This window comes from Streptomyces sp. M41(2017) (genome assembly GCF_002078175.1).
Lineage (GTDB): Bacteria > Actinomycetota > Actinomycetes > Streptomycetales > Streptomycetaceae > Streptomyces.
On record NZ_MWFK01000001.1, the window covers coordinates 3,452,537 to 3,471,827 of the forward strand.

9 protein-coding genes and 1 pseudogene are annotated in these 19,291 nt (G+C 73.6%); 8 read left to right on the plus strand and 2 right to left on the minus strand.

Features of this window, described 5'->3' with window-relative positions:
- Window positions 1-145 precede the first annotated feature (145 nt).
- The 8 genes from B0675_RS15340 (at window position 146) to fxsT (ending at window position 13,907) form a co-directional block, all read left to right on the plus strand.
- Window positions 146-592, plus strand: a complete 447-nt coding sequence (locus B0675_RS15340; RefSeq protein ID WP_081219382.1) for a CU044_2847 family protein — start codon at window positions 146-148, stop codon at window positions 590-592.
- Window positions 589-2,718 (plus strand): trypsin-like peptidase domain-containing protein, encoded by a 2,130-nt coding sequence (locus B0675_RS15345; RefSeq protein WP_081219383.1) that lies wholly within the window; start codon window positions 589-591, stop codon window positions 2,716-2,718. Before B0675_RS15340 ends, B0675_RS15345 begins: the two co-directional genes overlap by 4 nt.
- A 157-nt stretch (window positions 2,719-2,875) precedes the next feature.
- Window positions 2,876-3,904 (plus strand): MoxR family ATPase, encoded by a 1,029-nt coding sequence (locus tag B0675_RS15350; RefSeq protein ID WP_081219384.1) that lies wholly within the window; start codon window positions 2,876-2,878, stop codon window positions 3,902-3,904.
- Between the two features lie 7 nt (window positions 3,905-3,911).
- Window positions 3,912-7,217: an SAV_2336 N-terminal domain-related protein gene (locus tag B0675_RS15355; RefSeq protein WP_081219385.1), complete on the plus strand. Its 3,306-nt coding sequence runs from the start codon at window positions 3,912-3,914 to the stop codon at window positions 7,215-7,217.
- A gap of 59 nt (window positions 7,218-7,276) precedes the next feature.
- Window positions 7,277-7,498: an FxSxx-COOH cyclophane-containing RiPP peptide gene (fxsA, locus tag B0675_RS15360; protein ID WP_081221808.1), complete on the plus strand. Its 222-nt coding sequence runs from the start codon at window positions 7,277-7,279 to the stop codon at window positions 7,496-7,498.
- A gap of 370 nt (window positions 7,499-7,868) precedes the next feature.
- Window positions 7,869-8,987, plus strand: coding sequence for an FxsB family cyclophane-forming radical SAM/SPASM peptide maturase (locus tag B0675_RS15365; protein ID WP_277625248.1), 1,119 nt, complete (start codon window positions 7,869-7,871; stop codon window positions 8,985-8,987).
- Window positions 8,987-10,699, plus strand: a complete 1,713-nt coding sequence (locus tag B0675_RS15370; protein ID WP_081221810.1) for an HEXXH motif-containing putative peptide modification protein — start codon at window positions 8,987-8,989, stop codon at window positions 10,697-10,699. Before B0675_RS15365 ends, B0675_RS15370 begins: the two co-directional genes overlap by 1 nt.
- 196 nt (window positions 10,700-10,895) lie before the next feature.
- A complete protein-coding gene (gene fxsT / locus B0675_RS15375) occupies window positions 10,896-13,907 on the plus strand; it encodes an FxSxx-COOH system tetratricopeptide repeat protein (RefSeq protein ID WP_081219386.1) in 3,012 nt (1,003 codons plus the stop codon).
- 123 nt (window positions 13,908-14,030) lie between these two features.
- Here the strand turns inward: fxsT and B0675_RS15380 are convergent.
- Both B0675_RS15380 and B0675_RS15385 read right to left on the minus strand, forming a co-directional pair.
- A pseudogene (locus tag B0675_RS15380) lies at window positions 14,031-17,732 on the minus strand (multifunctional oxoglutarate decarboxylase/oxoglutarate dehydrogenase thiamine pyrophosphate-binding subunit/dihydrolipoyllysine-residue succinyltransferase subunit); the annotation flags it as partial.
- Window positions 17,733-18,131: 399 nt separating this feature from the next.
- Complete coding sequence (locus B0675_RS15385; RefSeq protein WP_081219388.1) at window positions 18,132-19,268, minus strand: HAMP domain-containing sensor histidine kinase; 1,137 nt, start codon at window positions 19,266-19,268, stop codon at window positions 18,132-18,134.
- Between the last annotated feature and the right edge of the window lie 23 nt (window positions 19,269-19,291).

Here is a 19,291-nt window from a genome sequence, read left to right on the forward strand (position 1 = left end):
TGCAGGGGAAGTGGAACGCTGGGACGTGCTGGGAAAAGGATAGGCGGGCCGCCGTGCCCGTGAAGGGCCTCTGTCGTGTGCGGGGACCTGCGGCTAGCCTGCGAGGTCGGCGGTACCACGGGGGCGTGGGGGAACGGGGGATGCCATGGGTGACGCAGTGACCCGGATCGCACGGATCGAGATGCCGGACGGGACACCGGTGTGGGCCCGGATCTCGGGCGCCGACGAGCTGGAGGAACAGTCCGGGGAGCTGTCCCTGTCGGACGTCGCCTTCGGAGACCGGGTCGAGGCCCAGGTCGAGAGCCTGCAGTCCGTCATCACCAGTGTCGCGCGCTCGCTCGCGGCGCCGCTGCGTGCCGTGCGGCCCGACGAGGTGAGCGTCGAGTTCGGCATCGAGCTGACCGCGAAGGCCGGAAAGGTGGTCGGCCTGCTCGCGGACGGCGAGGCCAAGGCGGGCATCACCGTGACGCTCACCTGGAACGGCGGCCCGCCGGACCTGGACGACACCGCCGCCCCGCCGCACGCGGGCGCGTCTCCCGGCGCCCCGGCGCACGGCCCCGCCGGCGACGCCCCCGGCGGGGTCGGAGCATGAACGACGGGCACGCCCCGGGCGCACCGGGCGGCCCGGGCAACGGTCACCGTGCGCTGCACGACCTCGTCATGGCGGCCACCGTACGCATCCATCGCGCGGGCGCCGGGTATGCCCTGGACGAACCCGGCACGTTCCTCGGGAGCGGCTTCTTCATCGCTCCGAACTGGGTTCTGACCTGCGCGCACGTGGTCCGGAGCGGGGAGGGGGACGAGGTGACGGTGGTGTACGAGACAGGGCCGGGCCGGGGCACGTCCGCCGTCGCCGGAGTGGTGGCGACGGCCCTCCCCGACCATGTCGGCCTCCCCGTGCGCGGCACCTGGCCCTCTCCCGACCTGGCCCTGGTGCGGCTGAGCGAACCCGTGGACCACGACTGCGCCTATGTGACGGAACGCCCGGCGGCCTACTACGAGGAGGCCGTCGTCCTCTACTCCGGCTGGTCCGTGGTCGGCGGGGAGCTGCGCCGGCTGAGCGGCACCTGCACGGTGCAGGGCACCCTCGGCGGCTGGTCCGACGACGAACAGATCCGGCTGGGCGGCGACGTGCTGCCGCCCGGCGTCTCGGGCGGCCCCGTCGTCGATCCCGTACGCGGTGAGGTCGTCGGCGTCCTCAAGTCCCGCGCGGACCGCGGACTCGGGGGCACCTGCACCGGGGTCGAGCAGTTACGGTCCCTGCCGGTGCCCGCCGAGGAGCCGCGTGCCGAGCACGACGACAGCTATCAGGCCGTCTTCCACGCCCACGACCGCTACCACCGGGACCGGCAGCGCCATCCGGACACGGACCGCAGCACCTGGGCCGACGTGCAGAACCAGCTCGGAGCCCGCCCCGGCCGGGCGCTGAGCCCGGAGGAGCGGACCCAGCTGCTCGGCCGGCTCGCCGACCTGCCGCCGCCGGTCAGCACCCGCGCCCTCCTCGGCCTCCTCGAATCCCTGCTCGGCGACCAGACCGCGATCCCGCACCCGGCGCCGCGCGGCTGGCGCGACGGACTCGGCGCCCTCTACGAGAACTCCCGTCAGGACGCGGCCCTGGACCTCGTCCTCGACTACGCGATGCGGGCCATGTCCGCCGAGCGGCCCTTCGTCACCCCGGGCACCCAGGCCGCCGAGCGGGCGTTGTGGGAGTGGGTACGGCAGACCGCCGAAGGCCGACCGGGCCCCGGCTACCGGCGCCGCCTCGGCCAACAGTGGATCGAGCGGCTCCAGTTGCCGCCGCGCGGCCCGTCGGCCGCGGGAGCAGGAGCGGCGCGCACACCCGCGCGGAGCGCCGACCGTGCGCCCCGGCTGTTCGTCCTGCTCGAACTGGAGCAGCTCGGGTGGGAGCCGGGCCGCTGCGACTGGCACGTCGCGGTCGGCCGGCCGACCGGCGAGGTGGTGCGGCTGCGCGACGGCGAACGCACCCCGCTGGAGGACTTGCCGGCCGTCCTCGCGCCGGCTCTCACGGAGGCCTTCCGCCAGTGCGACGAACCCGGGCGGCCCGCCGACCTCCAGGTCGCGCTGCCCCATCTGCTGCTCGGACTCGACGTCGACGCATGGCAGTTGGGCCCCGACGAGCCACCGCTCGGCGCGCACCGGCCCGTCGTCGTGCGCTGCGCCGACCGGGAGCAACTGCCCGACCCCGGCGACGGGAACGGGCTCCCGGACGGCAAGGAGGAGCCGCTGCCCGAGGAGGAGCGACACGAACGGGAGGCGCGCTGGAAGTGGATCCACACGCACGGCGCCCAGGCCGAAGTCCTCGACTGTGAGGACGGGTTGCGGGTTCCCGTGCCCGCCGCGGAGTCGCTGCGCGGACTGCCGCACCGGACCGTCCCGGTGCTCTGCCGGTACGGCGACCACCGCTTCGAGGACGACCGGGTGGCGCTCGTGCGGATCGTGCACGGCGGCTACGGGGTGGCGCTGTGGCGGCGCTGGCGCGGGCAGGCCGACGCGGTCTGCGGCGAGTTCCACCGCCGGGCCGGCGACACGGTGGCCGGGGCGGGCGGCGCCGACCGGCTCCCCGAGCTGGTGCACGCGCTGCGCGCCGGTCTGCGCGCGGGCAAACCGGAGACCTACTGGGCCGACGGGATCGCCCTCTTCTACGACGATCCCCGCAGGCCCCTGCCCGGCACCGGAGACCTGCTGGAGGCGCCGTGACCGCGCAGGCCGGGGCATGGTCGCGTGATGCGCCGGGAGAGCCCAAGTGGGCTGCCGTGAGCCCGCCTTGGGACCTTACGGGGCCTCCCGAGGGTCGATACGGTGATGCAGACTCCGACGGCTGCCGTGGTGGACGAGTGACGACGAGGACTGGGCAATGACCGAATCCAGCGAGTGGCTCATCTACCGGGGTGCCGGCGAACCCCACGACGGCCTGGACCGCCTTCCGGCCCCGCCGCCCTGGCGCGACTTCGCGAGCCGGGAAACGGCCGGAGCCGGCGCCGACGGTTCCGAGGACCGCAGGCTGGGCGCGCACCGACACCTGGCCGAACTGCACCGGCCCGGCGCCGAGGAGCTGGAGATGATCAACGCGGCGCTGTACCTGCGCCGCCCGCTGCTCGTCACCGGCAGCCCCGGCGCGGGAAAGAGCACCCTCGCGCACTCGGTCGCGTACGAACTCGGTCTGGGCAACGTGCTGCGCTGGCCCATCGTCAGCCGTTCCACGCTCCAGGACGGGCTCTACCACTACGACGCGATCGCCCGGCTCCAGGACGTGCAGATCGCCGCGCCCCAGAGCGCCGACCCGGCCGCGCCCGGCGCCCCCGGCTCCGTCGAGGGCATCGGCAGCTACATCCGGCTCGGCCCCCTCGGCACCGCGCTGCTGCCGTCCGACACGCCGCGCGTGCTGCTCATCGACGAACTCGACAAGAGTGACATCGACCTGCCCAACGACCTCCTGAACGTCCTGGAGGAAGGCGAGTTCGCGATCCCCGAGCTGGAGCGCGTCGCCGACCGGCTGCCCGGCGGCGAGGCCGAGGTGCTCACCGCCGACGGCAGCAAGGCCCGGGTCCGCGACGGACGGGTGCGCTGCCGCGCCTTCCCCTTCGTGGTCCTCACCAGCAACGGCGAGCGCGACTTCCCGGCCCCCCTGATGCGCCGCTGCATCCACCTCGAACTGGGCCGCCCGGACCACAAGCGGCTCGCCACCTTCGTCCGCGCCCACCTCGGCGACGAGGCCGCCCGTGCCGGGGACGACCTCATCACCCACTTCCTGGAGCGCTCGCGCAGCGAACTCGTCGCCGCCGACCAGCTCCTGAACGCCATCTACCTCACCGACGCCGCCGCGCCGCCCAGTCGCGACCGGCTCGCCGACCTGCTCATCCAGCGACTCGACCGCCCGAGGTGACGCGCTGATGCCCGGCGGCGACCCGATCGCCGAACTCGTCGCCCGGATGCGGCAGATCGGGCTCGATCCCGACGCCGGACAACTGGCCGACGCGCTCTGGCTGGCGCGCTGGTCCCGTCCGACGGACACCGTGGAGCGCGGGCCGGGGAGCGTGCCCCGGGACGGCGCGGCGACGCCGGGCGACGATCCGGGTCCCGTACGGCCCGACCCGCGGCCCACCGACCCGCCGGCGCCCGGCGACAGGACCGGACCGCCGCGCCGGGACACCGGCACGGACCGGCGCGTCGCGCTGTACCCGGTCCCGCGCGACGGCGCGCCCCGCGGACCCGTACGGGGCCGAGCGGCGGAGCTGCCGGTCGGCGTCCCGGCCGCGCCCGCGTTCCCCGCCCCCCTCGAACTCCAGCGCGCCCTGCGCCCGTTGCAGGGATACCGCACCGCCGCGCCACCCCTGCGCACCACCCTCGACGAGACGGCCACCGCCGAACTCAGCGCCCGCGCGGGCGGACTGGTCCTCCCGGTGTTCCGGGGGGTCACCCGCGCGGACGCGGCACTCCAGCTGGTGATGGACGCCTCCTCGTCGATGCGTGTCTGGGACCGCATGTTCACCGAACTGGAGCAGGTCTTCAGCCAGTTGGGTGCCTTCTGGGGGGTCGAGGTCAGTCATCTGCACCAGGGGCCCGACGGCGAGCCCGCCGTCAGTCGCAGTCCCGAGCCCGGCGCGGCCCCGCTGCACTCCGCCGACCGGCTCAGCGACCCCACCGGCCGCCGGGTCACCCTCCTCGTCAGCGACTGCGCCGGCCCCCTGTGGCACAGCGGCCGCGCCCACCGGCTGCTCCACCACCTGTCCCGGCTCGGCCCCGTCGCCGTGCTCCAGCCGCTGCCGCAACGCATGTGGAACCGCACCCGCCTGCCGGTGTCGTACGGCCGGCTGACGCGCGGCGAAGCCCTCGCGGGTGCCGCCACGCTGAAGGTCAGGCTGCCCGCGGGAACCCCGCCGGAGGCGCGCGGGGGCGCCCTGCCGGTGCCCGTGCTGCCTCCCGAGCCCACCGCGCTCGGCGCCTGGGCGCGGCTGCTGTCGGGGGCCGGAGCGGGGCCCGTCGCCGGCGCGGTCGGATGGGTCCGCCACGACCACGGACCGGCCCAGGGACCCCGCGCCGGGCGACGGCCGTCCGGTCTCGAACTGGTCAGCCGGTTCCGGTCCAACGCCTCCAAGGCCGCCGGGAGACTGGCCGGATATCTCGCGGCGGCCCCCCTCAGCCTCCCCGTGATGCAACTCGTCCAGCGCACCATGCTCCCCGACTCCGGGCCCTCCGAACTGGCGGAGGTCCTGCTCAGTGGACTGGTCTCGCGCGCCAAGGCCGAGGACCACGGCGAGGACGGCGCCCAGTGGTACGAGTTCGCCCCCGGGGTGCAGGAGGCCCTGCTGTCACCGCTGGGCCGCGACGAGGCGATGCTCGTCCTCAAGCACTGCTCCGAGTACATCGAGTACCGCTTCGGCAGGGGCGGCCCCAACTTCCCCGCCCTGGCGCTCGCCCAGCTCGGCGACGGCGGCTCCGGACGGCCGTATCCGCCCGGCACCGGATACGCGGGCGAGAACGGCGACAACGGCGGCGCCACCCTCGTGCCGCAGCCCTTCGCCGAGGTCGCCGCGCGGGTGCTGGAGCGATTCATGCCCCTGCCCGAACAGTTCGCGCTGTACGGCGGACGCGGGCGGGACGACCTGCCCGGCGGCCGCCCCACGCACGCCGCCGTGACCCGGGCCCGCACCCTGGCCGGCCGGTTCGACAGCGACGGCATGGTGCAGGACCTCATCGACGCCGTCCAACTGCTGCGCGGCGCGACCGAACACGAACGGCCCGCGGGCGCCGACCCCGAACTGTGGGCCGAGTACGCCACCTGCGTGCTGCGGCTGTGGGAGGTGCAGGGCGGCGCCGACCTGCTGCGCGAGGCGGAGACCGCCGCCGAACGGGCCGTCGCGCATCCCCGGGCGCTGCGTGAACGCGCCGCCCTCGCAAGGGTGTTGCACGCCGCCGCCACCGACCGCAGGCGGCGCGGCGACCGGCGCGGCGCGCTCGACCTGCTGCGCCGCGCCGACCGCGAGTACGCGGTGGCCTGCGCCGCGCCCGGCCTGGAGGACACCGAGGCCCTGCGGCTCACCCTGGAGCGGGTCCGCGCCCTGGAGGCCCAGTGGCGCCTCGGCGGCGACAGCGCCCTCCTGCAGGGCGCGGTCGGCATGCTGGAGGCCTTCGCCGACGCCTGGCCCGACGAGCGGCCCCGCCCGACCGAACTGCCGCTCGCCCACGGCCGCGTCCTGCTGCGCCTCTCGGGCGCCACGGCCGACCACGAACAGTCCAGGCTCTACGCGGAACAGGGTGCCCACTCGCTGCGGGCCGCCCTCGAACCCGGCGGCCCGGCGACGGTGCCCGGCGTCGCCGACGAGACCGACCGCGTCCGGATCCTCCTCGACCTCGTCGACGCGGTCCTGCGGTCCGGCGGCCCGCTCGACGACGCCCGCACCCATGTCGACGAGGCCCTCGGACTGACCCGCGACCAGGGGCTGCGCGCCGCCCTGCACGTGCGGGCCGGCCGCATCCACGTCGCCCGGTACGCCGAGAGCGGCGACCCCCGTGAGCTCCAGGACGCCGCCGACCGGTTCCAGCAGGCCTCCCGCGGAGTGCCCCGGGACGCCCCCGCGCACGCGGACGTCCTGGCCGAGTGGGGCGAAGCCCTGCTGCACCGAGCCGTCCTGGACCGCGGCCCCGAGTCGCTGTCCCGGGCCATCCGGGTGCTGCGCGACTGCCGCGCCGAGACCCCGTCGGGCAGCCGCGACCTCGCCCACCGCCTGCTGCTGCTCGGCCGCGCCCTGATGCTGCGGTACCGCGCCCGCGGCGACCGGGTCGACCTGCGGGAGGCCGAACACCTGCTCGGGCTCGCGGCGCTGGAGGAGGGCCCGCCGCTGACCACCGCGCGCTGCTGGCTGGAACTCGGGCAGGCGCAGTTCGAGGCGTACCAGAGCCTCGGCCGCAAGGCCCGCCTCGACGAGGCCATCGACGCCTTCCGGGCCGCAGCCGAGACGGCGCGTGACGCCGAGGGCGAGGCGGAGACGGACCGGCAGCGCCAGGAGGCCGTGGAACTGGGAGCGCGGGCACAGCACTGGCGGGGTATGTCCTACGAGGCGGCGGCACGGCCACGGGCCGCACGGGAGGCCTACCGCGCCGCACGCACCGAGTGGTCCAGGCTCCCGGAGGGCGCCCTGAGCACGGGCGAGCCGACGGCCCGGCAGACGGCGCAGCGGCTGGCCGAGCTGGAGTGAACGAGCAGGTGCCCGCCGGCGACCGCCGGTGCGGCGACAGGGAGACCCAGGGGGATGACATGGGCGTACGGGACGAAGCACGGGACGCGGACGTCACGGGGGACGGGCCGGCGGGCCCGCCGGAGCCGTGGGAGGCCGGGGAACTGCCCGACCTGCTGGACCTGGACCTGGCGGGCCTGCGGGCCGTCCGGCACCCGGTGCTGGACGAGGTGCTGGCCGATCTGCGGGAACGCGCCGCCCGTCCCAGCGAGATCCTCTGGGGATTCAACAACTCCTTCTGAGGGACGGGATGGACGGGGGGGGGGAACGCCGGCACGGCCGGCGCAAGGCGTCGGTTCCGGTCCCCTCCGGTGGCTGAACCGGACAACTTCCGACGCGCCGCGTTTGTGTCCGGGCCCCGCCCGGGAATGCCGCCCCGTACGGGCAGGGGCCGAGGCGCGGTGCGCGCCGCGGAACCGCGGGGCCGTACGTCATGGGGGTGCCGGAGTGTCGGACGAGGTGACCTCCGCGCTCCCCACGACGTCCACCCCGCACCGGGACACCCCACATCCCGGTCCGCGCGCCACCGCGACCTCCCGTCCGCCGGACCCCGCCCCGGCGCCGGACCGAGCGCACCGCACCGGCGAACCGCCCTTTCCCTTCCGGCAGTTCATCGTCAAGATGCACGGCCGCTGCAACCTCGCCTGCCGCTACTGCTACCTCTACGAGGGCCCCGACCACGGCTGGCGCGCCCGCCCCGCCGTCACCCCGCCCGCCGTCCTGGAACGCACCGCGCGGCGCATCGGCGAACACGCCCGCGCGCACGGTTCGACGGCGCTGTCCCTGGTCCTGCACGGCGGCGAGCCGCTGCTCGCCGGCACCGGCACGCTCGCCCGGTTCACCGACCGCGTCCGCCATCTGGTGCCGGACGACTGCACGGTGCACGCCACCGTCCAGACCAACGCCACCCTGCTCACCGAACGCCGGCTGGCCGTCCTCGCCCGGCACGGCATCCGCGTCGGCATCAGCCTGGACGGCGGACTGCCCGAGCACAACACGCTGCGCACCGACCGCGCCGGACGCCCCTCCTGGCCCGCGGCGACCCGCGGCGCCCGCCTCGCCGCGACACACCACCCGGGGGCGTTCGCCGGAATCCTCACCGTCGTGGACCCCGCGACCGACCCGGTGGAGCTGTACGAGTCGCTGCTCGAACTGCGGCCGCCCGCTCTCGACCTGCTGCTCCCGCACGGCAACTGGTCGGCGCCTCCCCTGCGGTGGACCGCCGGGGCGACGCCGTACGGGGACTGGCTGAGCGCGGTCTTCGACCGCTGGTGGGGAGCGGGACGGCGGGAGACGCGCGTCCGGCTCTTCGAGGAGTGCCTCGCCCTGCTCCTCGGGCTGCCCGCCGCCACCGAGTCGCTCGGACTCGCGCCGTTCGACGCCGTCGTCGTGGAGACCGACGGTTCCATCGAACAGGTCGACTCGCTGAAGTCCTGCTACGCGGGGGCCGCGGAGACCGGACTCGACGTCTTCCGGCACGGCTTCGACGAGGCGCTCGGCCACCCCGGGATCGCCGCCCGGCAGGCGGGCGCCGCCGCGCTCGCCGCGGACTGCCGGGCCTGCCCGCTGCTCACGGTCTGCGGCGGCGGCCACTACGCCCACCGGTACCGCGCCGGACGGGGCTTCGCCAACCCGTCCGTCTACTGCGCCGACCTCCAGCGCTTCATCCGGCACGTCGCGCGGAGACTGGCCGGGGCCGTCCCCGCGGCTTCCGAAGGAGGCGTCCCGTGATCCCGCCGCCGGTCCCGGACCGGGCCCTGACCGAACTGGGCCGTACCGAAGGCGGTCCCGAGACCCTCGGGCTGCTCGTACGCGACCAGCACACCCGCCGGCTGCTCCTGCTCCGCGCGGTCCTCGACGCCGCGGAGGCCGCCGGCCCGCGCGTCCTGCCCGCCGCCGCACTCGACCGGCTGCACGAGGACTGGGCCCTGCTGGAGGAGGCGGAACACCTGGAACGGGCCGCCCACCGCACGCGCCGGGCGGCCGGGCCGAGACCTGAAGCAGGTCCGGTGCCCGGCGCCGCTCCGAGGGAACCGGGCGCCTTCACCGGGGTGTTCGGTCCGGCGGGCGGTGTCGTCCCCCAGGGCGCGGCCGGACGGCCCGCCCGCGACGCGGACGCCTGCGGGCCCCCGCCCCCGGCCGGACGGCCCCTGGACGGCGAGAGAGGGCGGGCCCCGGGGCGCCGCGCGCCGTCGCCGACCCGCACTCCGCACCGGACCGGCGACGGCACCTCCGCCCCCGTTCCCCCCGACCCGCCTCCGAGCGGCGTCCGGGCCCTGATCCTGCACCCCTTCATCGGGCCCTGGGCCCGTGACGCCCTGCGCGGACTCGACACCGTGACGGGCCCGGGCGCCGAGCGCGACCCCCGCGAACCGGCCCGCGCCCTCGCCCACTTCGGGGCGCTCGCCGCCGTGGCCGCCGTCCGCGCCGGGGTGTCCTGCGCCGTGCGCCTGAGTGCCCGCGACGGCGTCCTCACTCTGCCCTCGCTCGGCGCACTGCGCACCGGCCGTCCCGGGGACACCGAGGTGGGCCTCGTGCACCGGCGGGGACGGCTGACGTTCCGGCAACCCGGCGAGGCCGACGTGGTCGTCCACGTGCAGAGCGGCGTCGGCGCCTGGTCCGAGGCAGCGGCCTGGACCCCCGCGTACGCGCTGCCCGGGCTGCTGCCGGGCTCCGCGCCCGTGCCGCTCGACGACCTCGACCCCTACCGGACGGCGCGCGACGGCCCCCGGGCGCACACCCTCAGCGGCCCCGTCACCCTCGACGACGCCGACCGCAAGCACTGGCTGCACGCCTGGTCCGGTACGGCGGCGGCACTCGGGCTCGGCGGCGAGCGGCGCCTGACGGAAGCGGCGGCCCTGCTGCGCTGCCTCGTCCCCCTCTCCGCGCCCCCCGGCGCGGTGCCGGGCCGGCCGGCCGGAAGCTGCAGCGCCACCCGCCGTGAGGCCTTCGGCGCTGTCCTGAGCAGCACCCCGGCGACGGCCACCGCCTTCGCCGCTACCCTCGTCCACGAGATCCAGCACACCAAACTCGCCGCGCTCAGCTCCATGGTGACGCTCCATCAGGCCGGTTCCGAAGCGCGGCACTTCGCGCCCTGGCGGCCCGACCCCCGCCCGTACGACGGCCTGTTGCAGGGCGCCTACTCGCACCTCGCGCTGGCCGACTTCTTCCAGCGCACGGCGCTCGCCACCCCGAACCCCGTGCGGAGGGACACCGCCTGGGCCCGGCACGCCCGCTATCAGGAACAGGTCGGCGCCGTCCTGCCCGCGCTCGTCGGATCCGGCGATCTCACCCCGCGGGGACGCCAGTTCGTCGACCGCATGGTCGAGGTGTACGAACGGCTCGCCGAGCAGCCCGCGCCGCGCGGCCAGACCGCACGGGCCACCGCCTATGTGCGGGCCGCCCGCACCCTGTGGACACAGCGGCACACGCCGGGCCGGTGAACGCCTTCACGCCACCGGCCGGATCGAGCCATCCTCGCCGAAAGCCGCGGCTTCCCGGACGCGGGACCCTCCGTGCGCCAAGATCGTCGCTGAACACGTTTGACCCAGGACCGTGGGCAGGCGACGGGCGGCCGTGTCGGCGCCCTATCGCAGGCCCTCGCGGCGGTTCTAAAATCACGCGCGGGGAGGCCGCTGCATGTCTGGAGCTCGTACGCCGGTCCGGCCAGCCGAGAGGGGGGCCGTGAAGCAGACCGTCACGATCAGCTTCGCCGGGTTCAACCGGGCCTGGGCCGCCTGGATCGGTGACCGCCTGGAGCGGCGCGGCCATCGCGTGGTCTACCAGCGCTGGGACTCCCCGGCCGAGATCCCGCTCGTCGACCTGCTGCGCGACCTGACCCTCGCCCAGGGGCGGATCCTGATCGTGGTCAGCGAATGGTACTTCCAGCTCGGCCCGCGCACCCAGGAGGAGTGGAACACCGCCCTGCGCGAGGTCGTCGCCCCCGATCCGTCCCGGTTCGCCGCCGTGTCCGTCACCACCAGCCCGGTCCCGACGGCCACCGCCGTGCTCGGCGCCGTCGACCTGAACAACATGGGCGCCGACGAGGCCGAACGCCGCGTCCTCGACCGCCTCGACCTGCCCTCCGACGCGCTGCCGGAAGCCACCGAGACCGCACGCCGCGGCCCCCGCTATCCGGCCGCCATGCCCGAGGTCTGGGGCGGCGTCCCCCGCCGCAACACCCGCTTCACCGGCCGCGAGCCGCTCCTGAACGACGCCTACCACCTGCTCCAGGGCGCCGAGCCCGGCGCAGGCGTCGTCACCCTGCACGGCATGTCCGGCGTCGGCAAGACCCAGCTCGCCGCCGAGTACGTCTACCGCTTCGGCTCCGAGTACGACGTCGTGTGGTGGGTCAACGCCGAGAAGCGGGTCACCTACCGACGCCGACTGGCCGAGCTGGCACCGCAGTTGGGGCTGAGCACCGGCGCCGAGTACGGCGAGCGGCTGCGTGCCGTACGCGATTCGCTGCGCCGAGGCGAACCCTTCGGACGCTGGCTGCTGATCCTGGACGGCGCGGACGAGCCCGACCAGATCTACGACCTCGTGCCCACCGGCCCCGGACACGTCCTGATCACCTCGCGCAACCCCGAGTGGAGCGAGCACAACAGCAAGCTCCTGGAGGTGCCGGTCTACGACCGCGACGAGTCCGTCGCCTTCATCCGCCGCCGCGCGCCCCGCCTCACCGAACCCGAGGCCGACCAGCTCGCCGAGGCACTGGAGGACCTGCCCCTCCTGCTGGACCAGACGGCCGGGTGGCTCAACGACTCGGACCTGTCCGTCGAGGAGTACATCGCCCTCCTCGACGGCGGTATCGACCAGGACGTCGTCAAGATCTCCGCCGACTTCCCGGTCGCCTTCCAGACCGCCTGGTCGATACTGCTCAACAAACTCCGCGACACCGTCCCGGAGTCCGTCGACCTGCTCCGCCTGTGCACCTTCTTCGCACCCGGCTTCATCCCCGTACGGCTCCTCAAGGAGATGCCCCACGACCAGCTCCCCGAGCAGATCGCGGGCCTGCTCAACGACCCGCTGCTGTGGAACCGGGCGATCAACCAGCTCCGCCAGTACTCCGTCGTCCGCCTGGAGTCCCACGAGGCGGCCGGCGACGAGACCGCCTCCTCCGGCGAGTCCCTCTACCTGCACCGCATGGTCCACCAGATCGTGCACAAGGACATGCCCGACGAGGACCGCCGTGAGTTCGTCGACGTCGTCCGGCGTGCCCTGGCCGCCGCCGACCCCCGGCGGCCCACCGACACCCGCCTGTGGCCCGGCTACGCCGAGATCGTCCCGCACCTGAAGTTCGCGGACGTCCTGCAGAGCAAGGACCCCGCGGTGCAGTCGCTGGTCTTCAACTGCCTTCGCTACATGTACATCTCGGGCGAGTACCGGGCCGGCACCAAGCTCGGCGAGCGCGCCCTGGCGGCCTGGAAACCGCTCCTCGGCGAGAACCACCCGCGCGTGTGGGAACTGACCTACCACTACGCCAACCTGCTCCGCGCCGCCGGCGACTACCAGGCCACCGAGGTCCTGGAACGCGCCACCGTCGAGCACCTGTACGAGCAGCGCGGCGAGCAGGACCTCGACCATCTGCGGGCCCTCGGCGGACTCGCCGCCGACCTGCGGGGCCTCGGCCGCTACGACGAGTCCCTGCGCCTCTCCGAACGGCTGCTGGCGCTGTACCGCGACCTCCTGGGCGACGCGGACTCCCGCACCCTGAACGCGCAGAAGAACCTGGCCGTCTCCTTCCGCCTCCTCGGCCGCTACCAGGAGGCCCACGACGCCGACCTGCGCACCCTGGAGTCCCGGCGCCTCCTGCTGCGCGGACGGCACCCCTGGACGCTGTACTCGGAGATCTCCTACGCGACGGACCTGCGCCTCCTCGGCCGCTACGCGGAGGCCGAGTCAGCGCAGCGCACCAGCGTCCGCGAGCACCGCAACGTCATGGGCCGCGACAACCCGCAGACCCTGGACGCCGAGCACAACCTCGCCCTGTGCCAGTACCGCAGCGGCGACCGCACCGCGGCGGGCCCCATGTTCGCCAGCGTGCTGGAGCGCTGCGAGCGGGTCCTCGGCGAGACCGACCCCCAGACCCTGCGGTTCGCCGTCGGCACGAGCTGCTTCTACCGCGAGCACGGCGACATCGACCAGGCCCGGGAGATCGGTGAGGCCGTCCTCGCCCGGTACGAGGTGATGCTGCCCGAGGGACACCCGTTCATCGTCGGGGCCCGCGCCAACCACGCCCTGATCCTGCGCGGCGTGGGGGAGTGGGACCAGGCCCACGAGGTCGTCGAGCAGGCGCTGGCCGACATGACGGCCGCCGTGGGAGAGCACCACCCCTGGACGCTCGGCTGCGCCCTGAACGCCGCCGCCCTGCGCAACCTCGTCGTCGGCCCCGAACCGGCCACTGAGCTGAGCCGGGAGACGGTCGCGCGGGCCACCGAGACCCTCGGCCGCACCCACCCGCTCACCCTCTCCGCACGCGTCGCGCTCGCCGCGGACCTGCGCGGCATGGCGGACCGCCAGGAGGCCGAGAAGGTCGAACAGGAGGCGCTGGCCGACCTGGACGCCACCCTCGGCGCCCGGCACGTCCACACCATCTCCGCCCGCTCCCGCAACCGGCCCCACTGGGACTTCGAGCCCCAGTCCACCTGAGCCCGGTGCCCCGCACCCCCGCGGGGAGACCCCGGGGGCGAACGACGAAAGGGCCCGGCCCGAGTCCACAGGGACTCGGGCCGGGCCCTTCGTTCGTACGGCCGTGACCGAGGGAGCCGAGGACTAGGCCTCGAACACCTCACGCACCAGCTGCTCCTGCTCCGCCTGGTGCCGCTTCGCGGAACCGACGGCGGGCGACGAGGAGTGCGGACGCGAGATGCGGCGCAGCCGCTCGCCGTGCGGGACGTCCGCTCCGACCGCGAGGTCGAGGTGGTCGATCAGGTTGAGCGCGATGAACGGCCAGGCACCCTGGTTCGCCGGCTCCTCCTGGGCCCACAGGTACTTCTCGGCGTTCGGGTACTTGGCGATCTCCGCCTGGAGCTCGGCACCCGGCAGCGGGTACAGGCGCTCGATGCGGATGATCGCCGTGTCCGTGGAGCCGCGCTTCTTCCGCTCGGCCTCCAGGTCGTAGTACAGCTTGCCGGCGCAGAACACGACCTTGCGCACGGCGGCCGCGTCGACCGTGTCGTCGCCGATGACCGGGCGGAACTCGCCCGTCGTGAACTCCTCCGCCTTCGACGCCGCCGCCTTCAGACGCAGCATCGACTTCGGGGTGAAGACCACCAGCGGCTTGTGGTGCGGGTTGTGCACCTGCCACCGCAGGAGGTGGAAGTAGTTCGACGGGAGCGTCGGCTGCGCGACCGTCATGTTGTTCTGCGCGCACAGCTGGAGGAAGCGCTCGATCCGGGCCGAGGAGTGGTCCGGGCCCTGGCCCTCGTAGCCGTGCGGGAGCAGCAGGGTGACGCCGGACGTCTGGCCCCACTTCTGCTCGGCGGCCGAGATGTACTCGTCGACGACCGTCTGAGCGCCGTTGACGAAGTCGCCGAACTGCGCCTCCCACATGACCAGCGCGTCCGGGCGGGCCAGCGAGTAGCCGTACTCGAAGCCCATGACCGCGTACTCGGAGAGCAGCGAGTCGTAGACGTTGTAGCGGGCCTGCTCGTCCGAGAGGTACTGGAGCGGGGTGTAGTCCTCGCCGGTGACCCGGTCGATCAGCACCGCGTGGCGCTGGCCGAAGGTGCCGCGGCGCGAGTCCTGGCCGGACAGCCGGACCGGCGTGCCCTCCAGGAGCAGCGAACCGATGGCGAGGGTCTCGCCCATGCCCCAGTCGATCGTGCCGTCCTCGATCATCGCCGCACGGCGCTGGAGCTGCGGGAGCAGCCGCGGGTGCACGGTGACGTTGTCCGGGATGTTGACCTGGGACTCGGCGATCCGCTTCACGACCTCCTGGGAGACCGCGGTGGGCACGGCGACCGGGAACTCGGCCTGGACGTCCGGGGTGTGCGCCTCGGGCGCCTGGGCGACGGCCTCGCGGACCTCCGTGAAGACCTTCTCCAGCTGGCCCTGGAAGTCCTGCAGCGCCTGCTCGGCCTCTTCGAGGGTGATGTCGCCGCGACCGATGAGGGACTCGGTGTAGAGCTTGCGCACCGAGCGCTTCTTGTCGATCAGGTCGTACATCAGGGGCTGCGTGAACGCCGGGTTGTCGGACTCGTTGTGACCGCGGCGGCGGTAGCAGATGAGGTCGATCACGACGTCCTTGTTGAACGCCTGACGGAACTCGAACGCGAGCCGCGCGACCCGGACGACGGCCTCGGGGTCGTCGCCGTTCACGTGGAAGATCGGCGCCTCGATCATGCGGGCCACGTCGGTGGCGTACATGGAGGAGCGCGACGACTCCGGGGCGGCGGTGAAGCCGACCTGGTTGTTGATGACGATGTGGACCGTGCCGCCCGTGCGGTAGCCGCGCAGCTGCGACATGTTGAGCGTCTCGGCGACCACACCCTGGCCGGCGAAGGCCGCGTCACCGTGCAGGGCGACCGGCAGGACGGTGAAGTCCGTGCCGCCCTTGTTGATGATGTCCTGGCGGGCGCGGACGATGCCCTCGATGATCGGGTCGACCGTCTCCAGGTGGGACGGGTTCGCGGCCAGCGAGACCTTGATCTGCTCGCCGTCGAGGCCCGTGAAGGTGCCGTGGGCGCCCAGGTGGTACTTGACGTCGCCGGAGCCGTGCATCGACTTCGGGTCGAGGTTGCCCTCGAACTCGCGGAAGATCTGCGCGTACGACTTGCCGACGATGTTCGCGAGGACGTTCAGCCGGCCGCGGTGGGCCATGCCGATGACGACCTCGTCCAGGCGGGACTCCGCGGCGCTGTCGATGACGGCGTCGAGCAGCGGGATGACGGACTCGCCGCCCTCCAGGGAGAAGCGCTTCTGGCCGACGTACTTCGTCTGCAGGAAGGTCTCGAAGGCCTCCGCGGCGTTCAGCCGGCGCAGGATGCGCAGCTGCTCCTCGCGCTCCGGCTTGGAGTGCGAGCGCTCGATGCGGTCCTGGATCCACTTGCGCTGCTTCGGGTCCTGGATGTGCATGAACTCGACACCGGTGGTGCGGCAGTACGAGTCGCGCAGCACGCCGAGGATGTCGCGCAGCTTCATCAGGGACTTGCCGGCGAAGCCGCCGACCGCGAACTCCCGCTCCAGGTCCCACAGGGTGAGGCCGTGCTCGGTGATGTCCAGGTCGGGGTGCTTGCGCTGGCGGTACTCCAGCGGGTCGGTGTCGGCCATGACGTGGCCGCGGACCCGGTAGGAGTGGATCAGCTCGAAGACACGGGCGGCCTTCGTGACGTCGTCGTCGTGGCTGGCGTCGATGTCCTTGAGCCAGCGGACCGGCTCGTAGGGGATGCGCAGCGCCTCGAAGATGTCGTCGTAGAAGCCCTGCTCGCCGAGGAGCAGGTTCGCGACGATCCGCAGGAACTCGCCGGAGGCGGCGCCCTGGATGACCCGGTGGTCGTAGGTCGACGTGAGCGTCATGACCTTCGAGATGCCGAGCTTGTTCAGGGTGTCCTGGGAGGTGCCCTGGAACTCCGCGGGGTAGTCCATGGAGCCGACGCCCATGATGACCGACTGCGCGGGCATCAGGCGCGGCACCGAGTGGACGGTGCCGAGGCCGCCGGGGTTGGTCAGCGAGACCGTGACACCGGAGAAGTCGTCCATCGTCAGCTTGCCGTCACGGGCCCGGCGGACGATGTCCTCGTAGGCCTGCCAGAACTCGAAGAAGTTCAGCGTCTCGGCCTTCTTGATGCCGGCGACGACGAGCTGGCGGTCGCCGTTCGGCTTCACCAGGTCGATGGCGAGACCGAAGGTGACGTGCGCGGGCTTGACGAGGGTGGGCTTCCCGTCCTTCTCCGCGAAGTGCCAGTTCATCGACGGCATGGCCTTGATGGCCTGCACCATCGCGTACCCGATGAGGTGGGTGAAGGAGATCTTCCCGCCCCGGGCCCGCTTCAGGTGGTTGTTGATCACGATGCGGTTGTCGAAGAGCAGCTTCACCGGGACCGCGCGCACGGACGTGGCCGTGGGCACCTCCAGCGAGGCGTTCATGTTCTTCGCGACGGCACCGGCGGGACCGCGCAGGGTCACGTACTCCGGGCCCTCGGGCGCCTCCGTGGCCGGCTCGGCCTTCGGCTGCGCGGCGGCCGGAGCGGCCTTCGCGGGAGCCGGGGCGGCGGCAGCGGGCTTCGGAGCCGCGGGAGCGGCCGCCGGAGCGGGCGCGGGCGCCGGAGCGGCGGGAGCCGCCTGAGGGGGAGCCTGGCGCGCCGCTGGCGGCGCGGGCGCGGCCGGAGCGGCCGGCGCGGGTGTGGTGGTCCCTGCGGCCCCCGCGGCCGCAGTACCCGCCGGAGCCGAGGCGGCGGGCGCCCCGGGCTTGTAATCGGCGAAGAAGTCCCACCAGGCTCGGTCTACGGAGTTCGGGTCCTGGAGGTACTGCTGATAGATCTCGTCGACGAGCCACTCGTTGGGTCCGAAGGCGGCAGCGGGGTTCTTCCCGGCTTGGCCCTCGGTCGAAGTGCTCGAGTTACTGGGGGACTGTGGCGACACGGCGGCAACCGCCCTCTTCCGCTTCACAAGGTGATGGACAGCGGGAATAAAGGCTACGCCTCCCCGGCCGGGTAGGTCAGGCCGGGCCCGTCCAACGTCGTGCAAGTCACATCGGAATCCGTGTTTCGCGCAGGGAAATGGCGGGAAACAAGCGGGGTTCCGCTTCTGGAAGCGTACGCCCGGACACGCCGGACACGGGCTGCGGCGCGACCCGCGCGGCCGTGTGCCTGATCACACGTGTACGTGTGCGGCGACCCTGATGGATCTTGCGGCTCCGCTTCGAACTTTACGTCAACTTGGCAGAGAAGGAAGTCCCGGAAGGATGACCTGGATCCGGCAACCCCGCTCGGATTCGGCCACACCGATCCGGCCGCCGTGCAGATCGACCGCCCAGCGGGCGATGGCCAGGCCGAGGCCCGTACCGCCGTCGCTGCCCGGGCCGTGCGGTGCGGGTACCCCGCCGCGGTTGAACCGCTCGAAGACGCGGTGCCACTCCGACTTCGGGATGCCGGGTCCCTCGTCCAGGACCTCCAGCGACAGCGACTCCGGGTGATCGCCGCGTCGCGCCCTGACCGTCACCCGGCCGTGCGCCGGACTGTGCTTGACGGCGTTGTCGATGAGATTCGCCACGACCTGGTGGATGCGCTCCGGGTCCGCGTGCGCGGTCAGCTCCGGAGGGGACACGTCGAGGTGCAGATGGACGTCGGTGCGGGTGTGGCTGCCGGAGCCGGACGCGATGTCCGCGCGCGCCGAGGCGACCATGTTGGCCTCCTTCAGCACGCCCGACAGATACGGCCACACCTCGAAGCGCCGGCGGCGCAGCGGGACCACGCCGTTGTCCAGGCGGGACAGGTCGAGCAGCGTCTCCACGAGACGTCCGAGCCGCTCCGTCTGCTTCAGCGCCGTGCGCATCGTCTCGGGGTCGGCGGCGGACACCCCGTCCACGACGTTCTCCAGCACGGCCCGCAGTCCCGCGATGGGGGTGCGCAGCTCGTGCGAGACGTTCGCCACGAGTTCCTTGCGCTGGCGGTCCTGGGCCTCCAGTTCGTCCGCCATGAGGTTGATCGTCTGGGCGAGGTCGCCCAGCTCGTCCCGCCGGTCGTCCCGCACCCGGCGCGTGTAGTCGCCGTGCGAGATGGACCGGGCCACCGCGTTCATCTCGTCCAGCGGCGCGGTGAGCGAGTGCGCCACGAACTGCGTGATCAGCAGAGTGGCGATCATCGAGAACACCGTGATGAAGCGGAGTTCCGTCTTGGTGTGCACCGCGATCATGGACAGACCGGTGGTGATGAGCACCGAGATGACGACCAGGGTGCCCAGCTTGGTCTTGATCGAGAAGGGCCGGAGACCGCCCCAGGGGCCCGTGCCCCTGTGCTCCCCGGAGGAGCGCGCACCGAGCCCGCGCCCCCGCTCGCCGAGCACGCTCATCCCATCAGCCCCTCACGAAGGTC

Excerpts from the sequence above, each read along its gene's own strand:
- B0675_RS15345 (WP_081219383.1), top strand. The coding sequence starts at position 589 with ATGAACGACGGGCACGCCCCGGGCGCACCGGGCGGCCCGGGCAACGGT.
- B0675_RS15340 (WP_081219382.1), top strand. The coding sequence starts at position 146 with ATGGGTGACGCAGTGACCCGGATCGCACGGATCGAGATGCCGGACGGG.
- fxsA (WP_081221808.1), top strand. The coding sequence starts at position 7,277 with ATGGGCGTACGGGACGAAGCACGGGACGCGGACGTCACGGGGGACGGG.
- B0675_RS15385 (WP_081219388.1), bottom strand. The coding sequence starts at position 19,268 with ATGAGCGTGCTCGGCGAGCGGGGGCGCGGGCTCGGTGCGCGCTCCTCC.
- B0675_RS15350 (WP_081219384.1), top strand. The coding sequence starts at position 2,876 with ATGACCGAATCCAGCGAGTGGCTCATCTACCGGGGTGCCGGCGAACCC.
- fxsT (WP_081219386.1), top strand. The coding sequence starts at position 10,896 with ATGTCTGGAGCTCGTACGCCGGTCCGGCCAGCCGAGAGGGGGGCCGTG.
- B0675_RS15355 (WP_081219385.1), top strand. The coding sequence starts at position 3,912 with ATGCCCGGCGGCGACCCGATCGCCGAACTCGTCGCCCGGATGCGGCAG.